This is a genomic window from Sphingobacterium sp. B29, from assembly GCF_001952815.1.
GTDB lineage: Bacteria > Bacteroidota > Bacteroidia > Sphingobacteriales > Sphingobacteriaceae > Sphingobacterium > Sphingobacterium siyangense.
In genome coordinates this window covers 3,339,589-3,353,296 of record NZ_CP019158.1, presented here as the reverse complement: position 1 = coordinate 3,353,296, position 13,708 = coordinate 3,339,589, and the positions used below count along the sequence as shown (strand labels likewise).

11 protein-coding genes are annotated in these 13,708 nt (G+C 39.8%); 6 read left to right on the top strand and 5 right to left on the bottom strand.

What is annotated here, in order from left to right; translation table 11 throughout:
• Window position 1: 1 nt before the first annotated feature.
• Window positions 2–553 (top strand): polysaccharide deacetylase family protein, encoded by a 552-nt coding sequence (locus tag BV902_RS14000; RefSeq protein ID WP_376747311.1) that lies wholly within the window; start codon window positions 2–4, stop codon window positions 551–553.
• On the opposite strand, the gene BV902_RS13995 is transcribed toward BV902_RS14000, so the two are convergent.
• The 4 genes from BV902_RS13995 to BV902_RS13980 all read right to left on the bottom strand — a co-directional run bounded on the left by BV902_RS13995 (window position 550) and on the right by BV902_RS13980 (window position 5,628).
• Window positions 550–1,347, bottom strand: coding sequence for a DUF4249 family protein (locus tag BV902_RS13995; protein WP_075992473.1), 798 nt, complete (start codon window positions 1,345–1,347; stop codon window positions 550–552). The genes BV902_RS14000 and BV902_RS13995 overlap by 4 nt on opposite strands.
• Window positions 1,348–1,353: 6 nt before the next feature.
• A complete protein-coding gene (locus BV902_RS13990) occupies window positions 1,354–3,678 on the bottom strand; it encodes a TonB-dependent receptor (RefSeq protein WP_075992472.1) in 2,325 nt (774 codons plus the stop codon).
• Between the two features lie 137 nt (window positions 3,679–3,815).
• Window positions 3,816–4,742, bottom strand: a complete 927-nt coding sequence (locus BV902_RS13985; protein WP_083663817.1) for an alpha/beta hydrolase — start codon at window positions 4,740–4,742, stop codon at window positions 3,816–3,818.
• 4 nt (window positions 4,743–4,746) lie between these two features.
• Window positions 4,747–5,628: a hypothetical protein gene (locus BV902_RS13980; RefSeq protein ID WP_075992470.1), complete on the bottom strand. Its 882-nt coding sequence runs from the start codon at window positions 5,626–5,628 to the stop codon at window positions 4,747–4,749.
• Window positions 5,629–5,667: 39 nt separating this feature from the next.
• Here BV902_RS13980 and BV902_RS13975 point away from each other — a divergent pair, with 39 nt between their 5' ends.
• Together BV902_RS13975 and BV902_RS13970 are read left to right on the top strand one after the other, a co-directional pair.
• Complete coding sequence (locus tag BV902_RS13975; RefSeq protein WP_075992469.1) at window positions 5,668–6,561, top strand: DUF4377 domain-containing protein; 894 nt, start codon at window positions 5,668–5,670, stop codon at window positions 6,559–6,561.
• Between the two features lie 253 nt (window positions 6,562–6,814).
• On the top strand, window positions 6,815–7,768 hold the full coding sequence (locus tag BV902_RS13970; RefSeq protein WP_075992468.1) for a glycoside hydrolase family 43 protein: 954 nt from the start codon (window positions 6,815–6,817) through the stop codon (window positions 7,766–7,768).
• An 80-nt stretch (window positions 7,769–7,848) separates the two neighbouring features.
• Here BV902_RS13970 and BV902_RS13965 read toward each other — a convergent pair whose 3' ends face one another.
• Complete coding sequence (locus BV902_RS13965; protein WP_075992467.1) at window positions 7,849–10,068, bottom strand: NADP-dependent isocitrate dehydrogenase; 2,220 nt, start codon at window positions 10,066–10,068, stop codon at window positions 7,849–7,851.
• A 273-nt stretch (window positions 10,069–10,341) separates the two neighbouring features.
• Between BV902_RS13965 and BV902_RS13960 the strand changes: the two genes are divergently transcribed.
• The 3 genes from BV902_RS13960 to BV902_RS13950 all read left to right on the top strand — a co-directional run bounded on the left by BV902_RS13960 (window position 10,342) and on the right by BV902_RS13950 (window position 13,634).
• On the top strand, window positions 10,342–11,181 hold the full coding sequence (locus tag BV902_RS13960) for an aldo/keto reductase (RefSeq protein ID WP_075992466.1): 840 nt from the start codon (window positions 10,342–10,344) through the stop codon (window positions 11,179–11,181).
• 179 nt (window positions 11,182–11,360) lie between these two features.
• Window positions 11,361–12,209: a helix-turn-helix domain-containing protein gene (locus BV902_RS13955; RefSeq protein ID WP_075992465.1), complete on the top strand. Its 849-nt coding sequence runs from the start codon at window positions 11,361–11,363 to the stop codon at window positions 12,207–12,209.
• Window positions 12,210–12,293: 84 nt separating this feature from the next.
• A complete protein-coding gene (locus tag BV902_RS13950) occupies window positions 12,294–13,634 on the top strand; it encodes a TolC family protein (RefSeq protein WP_083663612.1) in 1,341 nt (446 codons plus the stop codon).
• Window positions 13,635–13,708 lie beyond the last annotated feature (74 nt).

Sequence of the window (13,708 nt, the reverse complement as noted above, 5' to 3'; positions counted from 1 at the left end):
TATGCCACGTCATGAAAAAAAAGTCTATCTTACTTTTGACGATGGTCCAATTCCTGAAATTACACCTTTTATACTCGATATCCTAAAAAAATATCAGGCAAAGGCAACATTTTTTTGTGTTGGTGAAAATATTAAAAAAAATCCACATTTGTTTCAACGAATTTTAGATGAAGGGCATCAGGTAGGCAACCATACCTACAACCACCTCAAAGGCTGGGAAACAAATGATGAGCAGTATTTGGCAAATGTTGCGAAATGCCAGGAACTGACCCAGACTGATCTTTTTCGTCCGCCTTATGCCCGAGCAACAAAATCCCAACTCCGCCAACTCTATAAAAAATACCGAGTGATCATGTGGGATATTATGTCGGGTGATTTTGATCCGAATTTAAGTCCCCAGAAATGCCTGGAAAACGTTCTGCCCAACATTAAAAATGGCTCTGTTATTATTTTTCATGATAATATCAAAGCCATTCCTCGTGTCGAATATGTTCTACCTAAAACAATAGAGTTTTTATTAAAAAATCACTATCAGCTTTCGAGAATAGATTAAGGTTTACTTCTAACAAACGTCACCTCAGATTCGTAATATTTACCTACACTGACACTGAAATACCCCAGTGCATTGTTGCTTAAATTTGAAATCGGATTAGCTGGCGAAGCCGAACCAGGATTAATCATTTGAAAACTATTCCAGTAATTGTAGGCGCCTACATCGATACATTGACGTAGGATACGCACACGATCACCAACTTTCAAATCTCTATCGCGGTCGACAATATCATGCTGCACTTCTAAGCCATTGTTATACTTATCGTCAAAGACATCAATAAAACGTAATTTACCTCCATTGACCGACATTTTATACTTATAATAGTTACCTTTTTCCGGTGGATCGATAAATACGAGGGTCGGATAGTAAATTGTATCAGTAAAAATAATTCGCTCTGAAAGCCCTATAGAATCCACATCCACATAGCTGGGAACCTTTGATACCCCTTGGATCTCCCTTCCATCAGCGGTCTTTACCTGCAACTGGTAAGTGACCTTTTCCTGTAACCGTAATGTTTTATTGGTATACAACCCATCAGCTCCCGCTTGAAACGTATAAGTGCGATTATTTTGCATATTCTTAACGCTCACCTCCGCATCTGTTATCGGAGAAAATAGAGAGTCTTTAATGCTTACAACCTTCTGTATACTAATCTCATGTTGCTGATCCGAAACCATCAAATCTGCGGTGATAACCAATTGACCTGTATTTTCGGGCAGTTCCAAATCTATTTTGTCTTCGCAGCTCCCTAAAGTAAATAATGCAACAGCTATAACTCCTAATATCTTCTTCATTCTTTGCTAAAATTTAAAATTCCAAGTAATCGATGGGATCGTCCCAAATAATGCTATCCGATAAATCTCGGTGACATTGGATTGCCCTTCTTTTTCTCTAAAGTCGATCAAATAAGCATTTTTTCGATTATAGGCATTATAGAGACCAAACGACAAGCTCGAGTAGCTATTCTTTGTCCGCTTAATATCATAAGTTGCTGCCAAATCCAGGCGGTGATAAGCAGGCATCCGCTGCCCATTTCTTTTATCGTAATAAAAGATCGTACGATCGTCAACAAAATATTTCCCCGCGGGCATCGTTACAGCATCTCCTGTATAGTATACGAAATTTGCACTTAAATTCCACTTCGGATTTAACTGATACTGCGCTACGATAGCTATATTATGCGTTTTGTCCTGACGTGCGTTAAACCATTGACCATCATTAATTTGTTCAAATTGCCGCTCACTTTTGGACAAAGTATAACTCAGCCAGCCGCTAAATCGCCCCAGTCTCTTTTTCAGAAACCATTCAATTCCGTACGCTCTGCCTTTTCCAAACAGCAATTCCCCTTCCAGCAGTTCATTTGCCTGTAGATCGGCGCCATTCCTATAGTCAATCTGGTTCTTTAAATCCCGGTAATAACCTTCGACAGAGAATTCATATCTGTTGGATGCAAAATTCCGAAAGTAACCCAGCGAATACTGATTGGATAGCTGGGGCTTAATCGTATTATTGCTCAACACATATTGATCGGTAGGGAGGCTGCTGGTTGTATTGCTCAATTGATGCAGATACTGAGCATTTGTATTGAAAGATGCCTTTACCGTCGTTAAATCATTGATAGCGTAGTTTAATGAAACGCGAGGTTCCAGATAGAAGTACTTTTTACCCAACTTGCCATTTCCCACATAGGTAGAATCTACGGCCTCACCTGCAGGATCGAAAGTATAAAATGTCCCTGGCCCCAATGTTGCATAAGCAGATGCCCTCAATCCATAGTTTAATTTTAAACGATCGGTAATAGACCAGTCATCGGTTAAATAAGCAGCAACATCAGCACCCTTGCGATGTTGAATTTGCAATGAATTCACCTTCGAATCTTCTCCCGCTTCGATACTTGCCGGTCGGATTTCCTGCAAGGCTGCCTGTAATCCAAATTTTAGATTGTGACGATCCGAAAGATTGTATTGAAAATCTTGTTTAAAATTATAATTAAAGATGTCTGAACGGATTTTAAAGTTGTTATCATCCTCAATCTTAACCTGATAATTGAATTTGCTAAAAATAAGCGTAGTATTGCTAAACAACCTATTGCTCCACACATGGTTCCAGCGCATGGTTCCAGTCGCATTTCCCCAATTGAAATCAAACAAATCATGATAAGCCATCGCATCCTTGCCGAAATATCCAGACAAGTAAAGTGTATTCTTATCATTGATGCGATAATTTAATTTTGCATTGAGGTCATAAAAAAAGAGCGCACTCTTCTTAATATTCTCATCACTTGAAAGCTTTAAGAAAAGATCGGCATAGGTACGTCTACCGGAGATCATAAATGAGCTCTTGCCTTTTTGAATCGGCCCTTCCAATTTAAGACGCGAAGCAATAAGACCCAAGCCACCTTCTACATTGAAATGCTGGTTGTTTCCATCCAAGGTGGTAATTTCCATGACCGATGATATTTTGCCTCCATATTGGGCTGGAACACCTCCCTTGTAGAAATTCACGTCTTTGATCGCATCGGAATTAAAGGTCGAGAAAAAACCAAACAAATGGGAACTGTTATAGACAGGAGCCTCATCCAGCAAAATCAGATTTTGGTCGCCACCGCCGCCGCGCACATAAAAATTGCTGCTTCCTTCCCCCCCACTGGTTACTCCCGGAAATAGCTGAATAGTCTTGAGAATATCCTTTTCTCCAAATAATACAGGAACTTTTTCGATTTCCTTAGGGCTAAATTGTGTCAACCCAGGGGTTAGATCCTTTATTGATTTGCGCCTATTTCCGGTTACGGTAACCTCAGCGAGCTGATTTTCCTCAGGCACCAACTGAATAATATAAGTGGAGTCCTTGTCAAGGTGGACAGAAAATGCTTTCGTTCGATAGCCTACAGATGATACTTCCATCCCTTTGCTGGCATCACGTACAGACAAACTAAAAAAACCATATTTATTTGAAGCGGTGGATTTTTTCTCTGTATCGTTTCTTATGACGGCGCCAATGATATTCTCACCGCTGATACTGTCCCTAACAAACCCAGAAATAGATTTAGACTGTTGACTATACGCTTGCTGCGCGCAGAACAAAATGGAAGAAAAACAAAATACAACCTTTATAGGTTTAAACATAATCAATTGAAGTCAAAAATTTTGCTGAAAATAATAAAAAAGCCTTACAATTTGTAAGGCTTAATAATAAGTTTATAATTTGTTAGTTAAGGTCTCTGTTTAACAAAAATAGCATTTTATTCATTTATGCCAAATATTTATCCATTTTTCTTTTCATTTTTCTTCGCTTGATCAAAATATCCCTTAAAAAAAGCCATTTGATAAACAATTGACCGAGACCAGTACTCCCAATTGTGTCCACCTTCACTTGTAACAAAGGTATGATTTATATTATGGTACATCAATTTATCGTGCAGTGCAACATTCACGGTATAGAAAAAATCTTCCTTACCGCAATCGATGATTAGGCGAAGTTTATTATTGATTAATTTGGGCACCATATTAATAACAACCCGATTATCCCATTCTTGCGGTACATCAGCGTAATTCCCAATGCGATCTTTAATTTCCCAGTTTAAGGGAAAAGGTCTAAAATCTACCCCACCAGCTGTACTTCCTGCAGCGCCATAGCTATCCTGATGTTTTATGGCTAGCGACAGCGCACCATGCCCACCCATACTTAATCCTGTAATTGCCCTTCCGCTCCGATCTTTGATCGTCGAATAATGCTGATCCATATAATCAATCAGCTCTTTGGACACAAAGGTTTCATATTGGTAGTTTTTATCATTCGCGACATCCCAGTACCAGCTTCCAAAACCACCATCGGGGCAAACGACCATATAACCATACTGATCCGCCAATGCGCTCACACTTGAATTTTTAACCCAATTGCTATAATTACCGGAATAACCATGCAACAGGTAAAGGACCGGATAACTGATTTTGTTCGAGTAATTTTGAGGAAGAATTACGACAGTCTTAATTGCTTTACCCATGGATGGGCTCTGAATGGACAGGGTGTCCACTTTAGCAGCAAAGGTGTTCGTGGGGGTACATAAAAATAAAACGAAGGCAATTAACATCAGTCTAATACCTCTTGAACAAAATTGGCAGTTTTCGATAGGCTCGGTTTGATGAAAATTATGCAGCGAATAACTGAAAATAGGTCTAGTGTTTATCATAAATTTATTGATTTCTTTCAAAAAAATAAAGATAGGATTTTAAACCAAATGGACGCTCGCTAATTGTATAAAATCCATTTCCCTTGCTATCGAAAGCTATCGCTTCCCCTTGTGGCTCCACCTGATAAGGCAGAATAGCTGGCTTTTGTTGGAGTACCTGTTTCCAGGATTTACTCCGGTTCCTCTGCCAATAGAAAATATGGGTAATATTCTTTACAAGCAACTGTGTACCGGTCGGATCTATAGCGGCAGCAGTAGCAAAAGTAAATGGGAGCTCCGCTACGCTATTTAAGGTAAAATACTGCTGTTTAGAATTTGTAAATACCGCTGCGGAATAAACAGTCGATCGAAATTCACGTTTAGATATTACATACAACATTTTGTCTATTGGATCAATCATAATCGATTCGGCATCTAAACGTTTCTGGCCCGGAAATTTAAGAAAGATAGCCCGAATTGACTTTTTCGGAATAAGCCCAGGATCATCAGCCTGAGGCTCAGGAAATACATAAAGGCATGTCCAGGTCCTTTTCCCGGTATTGTTTCCGATGTCCGCAAGGACGAGAAAATAGGTGTCCCCAAATTTCACCCGATCGATATCCTCACAGTCGACGACAGATACCCCTTCGAGTGAAAATTTCTTCAGTAGTTTGGCCTGACGATCGATTAAATAGATAGTTGCACCATCACCACTATCATTATGCACCCAAAAATTGCCCTCCCGATAAGCCGGTGTGATACCCGACACCTCTTTCAGTTGTGGATCAGTCAATTCCCCAAGGGCAATTTGCGTTTTAAAATAATCCTTCCTATTTTGGCTGTAAACCTGCAGACTTAACAGAGAAAATACAAGTAGCAGGCACAGATTCACCCGTGCAATATTCATGTTTAAAGATACGTTTTTATTGATATTTACATGCTAATTATGAAGAAGCCTTCCACATACAGTTCATTACTCCTTTTTTTAACACTCTTACTCCCCTGTCAAAGCTTACTTGCCCAGAGCTCTTCATTTCGCGTAAAAGTAAAATCTGGTCTTCAGCAAACACCGCCGTATCTTGTGAAATACTACAACAGCAAAGATTGGGAGAAATTCTATGCCGAAATCTTGCAATTTGATTATGACCCAAAATTTGAATATGACATCAGGATCCTCAAACGTCAAAACGGTTCACATTCGACATATACCTTAGCCAAAACGATTACAAAATCACTATCGGAAAATACAGCGGTGGCCACATGGGAAGTTGGAGAAAACTACGTGAATGCCCAGAGCCTTGGCAAACTGAAATGTCTGCAGGTAAAATCTGACAAAAGGAATAAATGGGAGTACCTCACGTCAACAATTCAAGGATTCGATTACCAGGAGGGCTACCGTTACCGCATTCGCGTAAAACAAACGAAACAAAAAGATACAGACTCCGTCAGTTATAGTTTAATTGAAGTCCTGTCGAGAGAACGTGCAAACGAACTGCCCAGTGTGGCTGCATTTCTTGCCCGTTTTAAGTGGAATCTGCTTCAGTTAAATGGAAAGGATGTTAGCTCTAGCAAAGCAAGTATCGGGTTCGATGCCAAAAATAGTACGATTGCCGGCACAACGGGATGCAACAATTTTTGGGGAAATTTTGCCATTAAAGACGATAAAATCAGCTTTCTGCACCTAGCAAGCACCATGCGCGCCTGCAATGGCGTAAATATCGAAAATGACTTTTTTCAAATTTTTGAACAAAAACAAATTCAGTTTGACATAGCCGAACAAACCTTGAATTTATATAACGACAGAAAACTAGTAATGATTTTTGGCTTGGAGCGAGAATAAAAAAACACCCAAAGTCTGGGAGACTTTGGGTATCTTAGCCATATTATTAACCTATTTTATGAAAAGTATTTATGCCATTTGGAAATGACATAAACAAATATGTGAAATAAATCGGAAACAATCGAAAGCATAATAAGATTTTAACAAAATTTTAACATTTCAAAAAACAATGAGACAAATGGTCATATAAATGATTCATTTAGTCATATCCAAATAAAATCTATCCCGTACCTTACAAGTTTAAACCGACATAATGATTAAAACATTTTTAACATCAACAACCTTACTTTTAACCGCGACACTTTTTGCCCAGAAGAATCCTGTTATCACGGGAAACTATGCTGATCCTGAAGGTATTATCTACGGCAATAAATACTGGATATTCCCAACCTATTCGGCGCCTTATGAAGAGCAGATATTCTTTGACGCGTTTTCATCTACCGATTTGGCCACCTGGACAAAACATAGCCGTATCTTGGAGAACAGCAACGTTAAATGGGCGAAAAAAGCGATGTGGGCACCTGCAGTATTGGAAAATAAGGGCAAATATTATCTGTTTTTCGGAGCCAATGATGTGCATCAGGGAGAGATCGGAGGCATTGGGGTCGCTGTGGCCGACAAGCCAGAAGGCCCTTATACGGACCTATTGGGCAAACCCTTAATCAACGATATTATCAATGGCGCTCAGCCGATAGATCAGTTTGTTTTCAAAGATAAAGACGGCACTTTCTACATGTATTACGGTGGTTGGAAGCACTGCAATATGGTCAAACTCAAACCAGATTTCACAGGCTTGCTCCCTTTTGATGATGGCACCTTTTACAAGGAAATCACCCCTAAGGATTACGTCGAAGGACCATTTATGTTTATAAAAGATGGAAAATATTATTTCATGTGGTCGGAAGGTGGCTGGACAGGCCCCGACTACAAAGTCGCTTATGCCATCGCCGACTCGCCCTTTGGCCCTTTTGAGCGCATCGGAACAATATTGGAACGGGATCCTGAAGTCGCTGTTGGCGCCGGACATCATTCAGTCATCAAGGTACCCAACGAGGACAAATATTTTATTGTCTATCACCGTAGACCGCTTGGCAAAGATGGAGCCAATGAGCGGGTAACCTGCATCGAAGAAATGAAATTTGACAAAAATGGACATATCATACCTGTTAAGATGACCTTTACAGGTGTCAAACATCCATTAAAATAGCAGAATTACTTCTTTTTGCAAACAACAAAGAAGCCCAGATCAATCGAACTGGGCTTCTTTGTTATGAAAGCAATTACCGCTTAAATGCTGGAAATTGCATTATTCAATGTTTCAGATGGGCGCATTGCCTTAGCTGCCAATTCATCATTCGGGAAATAATAACCACCGATGTTTTGTGCATGGCCCTGAGCCGCGATCAATTCTGCATTGATTTTCGCTTCATTTTCTGTTAACACATTTGCAACGGTCGCAAATTTCTCAGCTAATTCAGCATCTTTTGTTTGCGCTGCCAAAGCCTGCGCCCAGTATAATGTCAAGTAGAAATGCGACCCACGGTTATCGATCTGACCAACTCTACGTGCCGGAGATTTGTCATTAGCCAAGAATTTCTCCGTTGCCTCATCCAATGTCTCCGCCAATACCAGCGCTTTTGGATTATTTTGTGTTTGAGACAAGTGTTCCAAAGAAGCACCAAGTGCCAAGAATTCACCTAATGAATCCCAACGCAAGTAACCTTCTTGAAGGAATTGTTCTACGTGTTTCGGAGCTGAACCACCAGCACCTGTTTCAAATAAACCACCGCCATTCATCAATGGAACAATCGACAACATCTTAGCTGATGTACCCACTTCTAAGATCGGGAATAAATCCGTCAAATAATCACGTAATACGTTACCAGTCACGGAAATAGTATCTTCGCCTTTACGAATACGCTCCAAAGAGAATTTCGTTGCATCAATCGGAGATAAAATACGAATATCCAGACCAGTTGTATCAAAGTTTGGCAAGTATTTTTCTACTTTTTTGATGATTTCTCTATCATGTGCACGGTTTTTATCCAACCAGAATACAGCAGGTGTCTCAGATAAACGGGCACGATTTACAGCCAATTTCACCCAGTCTTGAATCGGTGCATCTTTCGTTTGACACATACGGAAAATATCTCCTGTCTCTACTTTTTGCTCCATGAAAACATTTCCTTCCGCATCAACAACGCGAATAACTCCGTTTCCTGCAGCTTGAAAAGTTTTATCATGGGATCCGTATTCCTCAGCTTTTTGCGCCATCAAACCTACGTTTGGCACAGAGCCCATTGTTTTTGGATCTAGAGCACCGTGTTCTTTACAGTCTTCAATTGTCGCTTCGTAAACGCCAGCGTAACAACGATCAGGAACCATAGCAATCGTATCTTCTTCTTGACCGTCTTTATTCCACATCTTACCACCGATACGGATCATTGCTGGCATAGAAGCGTCAATAATTACATCAGAAGGCACGTGGAAATTTGTAATGCCTTTATCCGAATTTACCATCGCTAAAGCAGGACCATTTGCGATAGCAGCGTCGATAGCAGCTTTCACTTCAGCCTCTTTTCCATGACCTGCGATTTTAGCATAAACCTCGCCTAAACCGTTATTTTTATTGATACCCAGCTCTTTGAACAAATCGCCATATTGCGCAAAAACATCTGCAAAATAAGTTTCAACAACAGCACCAAATATAATCGGATCAGAAACTTTCATCATTGTTGCCTTTAAATGTGCAGACAACAATACTCCTGCGGCTTTCGCTTCAGCGATAGCATCAGCTACAAAAGCTTTCAATGCAGTTAAGCTCAACGTTGAAGAATCAATAACTTCACCCGCTTTCAATGCAGAAAGTCCTTTTAATTCTGTTACTGCACCTTGCTCATCAACAAACTCAATTTTGAATTGGCCTTCATTTTCAACGGTTACAGACTGTTCTGAACCGTAGAAATCACCTGAAGTCATGGATGACACCTTTGTTTTGGAATCTTTCGCCCAAGCACCCATTTTATGTGGATTTGCTTTTGCATAATTCTTAACCGCTTTAGGTGCACGACGATCTGAGTTTCCTTCACGTAATACAGGATTTACAGCAGAACCCAATACCTTTGCATACTTAGCTTTGGCTGACTTTTCTTCATCTGTAGTCGCTTCATCAGGATAGTTCGGAACAGCGTATCCTGCTTGCTGTAATTCAGCGATAGCACCTTTTAACTGCGGAATTGATGCGGAGATATTCGGTAATTTAATGATGTTTGCTTCAGGAGTTGTTGCCAACTGACCTAACTCAGCCAATGCATCAGCAATTTTTTGATCTTCTTTTAAAAATTCTGGAAAGCTAGCAAGAATACGGCCTGCTAAAGAGATATCTCTCAATTCAACATCGATACCAGCTGTAGCTGTAATCGCTTGAACGATAGGCAAAAACGAATAAGTCGCTAATAAAGGAGCTTCATCTGTTTTTGTCCAAACAATTTTTGATTTGTTTGACATAGTAATCTATTAGAAATATGTTTAATTTTTAATGCTATGTGAAATCATTGAAAAATCTGAATTTCTCAAAAATTCGCCTAAAGATAAGAATTAATGCCATAATTAACGAGGAATTGCACCCCTTTTGACAATAAAATTGTGAAAATAAATATATTTTGGCAATACAGAATAAGTCGCTTCACCTCCACCCAAAAGTATTCCTCTTGACATTTCAGTGACGGGATACTACAGGCGAAATCCTATTTTAGCTCAAATTAAAAAACACAACTGACAATGAAAACATTCAAATTGAACAATGGAGTTGAAATTCCGGCAATTGGATTTGGAACTTGGCAAATTCCCGAGGGCGAAGAAGCTTATCAGGCAGTTAAAGAAGCTCTTGCCGCTGGATACACACATATTGACACCGCAGCTATATATGGAAACGAAAAGAGTGTCGGAAAGGCTATAAAAGACAGTGGTATAGATCGTAATTCACTGTTTATTACAACAAAACTCTGGAACACCGAACGTGGATACGATAAGACAATTGCTGCATTTGAACAATCGCTCAGCGATCTACAATTGGACTATCTCGATCTTTACCTGATTCACTGGCCAGCCAACGAAACACAGTTTGCAAACTGGTCTGACATCAACGCGGACACCTGGCGAGCTTTTGAGCATCTGTATCAACAGGGGAAAATAAGAGCTATCGGTGTGAGTAATTTTCCAAAAGACTATCTCGCCAAATTATTGGAGTCAGCGACAATCGTACCTGCTGTGAACCAAATTGAATTTCATCCGGGTTATCTTCAGAAAGATACCGTGGCGCTCTGCAAATCCAATGACATCCTTGTTCAGGCTTGGTCACCCCTGGGTTCGGGCAGAATATTGCAGGATGAAACACTCATTGCACTGGCCAAGGAAAAGAATACAAGTGTTGGACAACTCTGTATCAAATTTGCCTTATCTCAGGGCATCTTGCCGTTGCCAAAATCAACCAATCCCGATAATATAAAACGAAATTTAGCTATCGACGATTTTGAGCTGACAGCAAGCAATATCAAAACTATCCTCGAACTCCCTCAAATGGGTTTTTCCGGATCAGACCCTAAAAAAGTCGCTTTTTAAGGGCGGTAATACAAAATTTATGGAGTCGCTCTAAGGCTGCTCCATAAATCAATCCTATATTGCAGAGCTTCTAGCACAAAAGAAACTGATTGCCCCTTTTTGCTAAACAGTATATAACAATTTTTTGCTATTATAGCAGTAAAGTTGACTACGCTATTCTTTACTTTTTTATTGAAAAAATGAATGAAATAGAACTTATAGATCAATCAGAACTTCCTGCACAGGGAGAAGACTACTACTATCACCCCTTATGGACGACTTGTATCCTGCTTTGTAGAGGCTCTATTCAGGTCAATAGTAATGGTACGCCTACCGATCTCCAAGCTGGCAATATCCTCTTTATCGGATACAATAAGTACTACAGCTTTACAGCAATTAGTAACGATGCTGTTTTTAAAATACTCCATTATGACCGGAATTTTTCCAACCGAATACGATTGTCGATCAGTCGATACGATGCGTATCGGTTAATCAATGCCAATCGCTCAACACCCTTTACTCCTGCCTCCAACGATTTTGAAGCGATCTGGACATTGTTATGCACTTTACATAACAACCGTAAAAAACCGATCGATCCGAAGAAGGATTTTCTCCAAAAAGCCAATATCAATATTTTTATGGCGATTATTTACCTTTTGGCCGATGTGATCTATACTGCCGGCGAAAGCTCCGGAAAGACACACAACAAAAGAAAGGAAGAAATTACCGTGCATTTTTTACAGCTTATAGCCGATCACTACAAAGAACAGCGCGATCTAGCATTCTACGCCGACCGCCTCAATATTTCCATCAAGTACCTGTCGATCAGCGTCAAGGAGATTACAAAAGAATCGCCCTCTGAAATTATTAGCAACTGGCTAGTCACAGAAGCTAGAGCGCAGCTCACCATTTCTACCAAAACAATCAATCAGATCTCACAAGAATTTAATTTTTCAGATCAATATGCTTTTAGCAAGTTTTTCAAAAAACATGTCGGCATAACACCCAAGCTATTTCGTGAACAGCAAGCCAATCTTGTTACCAATTGAACATCATAAAGCAGGAATCAAACATTTCTTGTCCCCCCAAGGCATCGTAACTTTGTATCACATATATAAACAAAGTTAAATACCATGAATACGAAGTCAAGAGCCCGAAAAATAGGTTTTTACTTGACGTTATGCTTCTTTACATTCTTTTGCAATCAAACATACGGTCAAGACAGCATAAACAGCCGGAAAATAACAATTGAAAAACTGTTCGAACTTGCTATCCATAACCACCCAAATCTTATCGTTTCGGCATCAGCTGTTAGTATCGCCCAACAAAAAACTGAAGTTGCAAAATTAAGAAGGCTTCCCGAAATCAGCGCTTCGGCATCTGCCTTTTACCTCGGCAATGCTGAGTTGATCGACAAAGACCTCTCGGGGTCGGAAAAGGTACCTCTACCTCATTTCGGCAATAATTATGCTTTGGAGGCGAAAGAACTTATCTGGAAAGGAGGTGTGGTAAAAAATAGCATCAAAGCCTCTACCTTGGGTGAGGAGCTGGCTGAATTAGATCATAAGAATGAAGAACAGAACATTAAAATTTTGGTTTTAGGCTATTACCTTGATCTATTCAAACTGAAAAATCAAGAAGCTGTCTATAATCAAAATATTGAGCTTGCCCACAAAAGGCTAGACCTGACGGAAAAATTATATAAACAGGGCATGATCACCAAAAATGATGTCATCCGAAACCAATTGCAAATATCTGAATTGGAACTAGCGAAAGAGGTCATTCAAAACAATCGGAAAATCCTGAATGACGAGCTTATCGTCGCTTTAGGACTACAGGAGGGCACAGTAATTGAGCCGGATGATAAACTATTAGATAGCAGGTTTCAGCTGGCAGACCTCGCGAGCTTGAAACAAGATGCTTATGTGTCCAGCCCGGGCCTTCAACTTGCGGCCAAAGAGACCGAGCTTCTACAGACAGAAAAGGCGATTACAAAATCAGAACGATCCCCTGCCCTTAGCGTATTCGCGGGAAACAGTCTTGTGAAACCCATCACCAATGTGATGCCGGTGATCGACAAATACATGAATACCTGGAATACGGGTATCTCGTTAAGCTATACGATTTCATCAGTCTACACCACTGGAAAAAAGCTTAAGCTAAATGATCTACAAATTGAAAAAAACGAGAAATACGCAAACGCTCTGAAACAAAAAACCAGCGTAGCTGTTAATACTGCATACATTAGATACAATGAGGCCTACTCACAACGCAAGACTCTGGAGTACAATAAAGCGCTTGCAGATGAGAACTATCGTATTATTGAGAAAAAGTATTTGAACCAATTGGCGTTGATCGTCGATATCATGGATGCATCAAACTCAAAACTTGAAGCGGAATTGAAATACACAAATGCTGAAATCAATATCGTGTATGCATATTACAAACTTTTAAAAGAGACTGGAAAGATCTAGTATTTTTCTTTTTGCCTAATTTAATCAGTTTTATATATGTAAGGCCTCGTTAAGAAATTAATGGGGCTTTTTTA

Coding starts and splice junctions, on each gene's coding strand:
- BV902_RS14000 (WP_376747311.1), top strand. CDS start 2: ATGCCACGTCATGAAAAAAAAGTCTATCTTACTTTTGACGATGGTCCA.
- BV902_RS13995 (WP_075992473.1), bottom strand. CDS start 1,347: ATGAAGAAGATATTAGGAGTTATAGCTGTTGCATTATTTACTTTAGGG.
- BV902_RS13990 (WP_075992472.1), bottom strand. CDS start 3,678: ATGTTTAAACCTATAAAGGTTGTATTTTGTTTTTCTTCCATTTTGTTC.
- BV902_RS13985 (WP_083663817.1), bottom strand. CDS start 4,742: ATGATAAACACTAGACCTATTTTCAGTTATTCGCTGCATAATTTTCAT.
- BV902_RS13980 (WP_075992470.1), bottom strand. CDS start 5,628: ATGAATATTGCACGGGTGAATCTGTGCCTGCTACTTGTATTTTCTCTG.
- BV902_RS13975 (WP_075992469.1), top strand. CDS start 5,668: ATGAAGAAGCCTTCCACATACAGTTCATTACTCCTTTTTTTAACACTC.
- BV902_RS13970 (WP_075992468.1), top strand. CDS start 6,815: ATGATTAAAACATTTTTAACATCAACAACCTTACTTTTAACCGCGACA.
- BV902_RS13965 (WP_075992467.1), bottom strand. CDS start 10,068: ATGTCAAACAAATCAAAAATTGTTTGGACAAAAACAGATGAAGCTCCT.
- BV902_RS13960 (WP_075992466.1), top strand. CDS start 10,342: ATGAAAACATTCAAATTGAACAATGGAGTTGAAATTCCGGCAATTGGA.
- BV902_RS13955 (WP_075992465.1), top strand. CDS start 11,361: ATGAATGAAATAGAACTTATAGATCAATCAGAACTTCCTGCACAGGGA.
- BV902_RS13950 (WP_083663612.1), top strand. CDS start 12,294: ATGAATACGAAGTCAAGAGCCCGAAAAATAGGTTTTTACTTGACGTTA.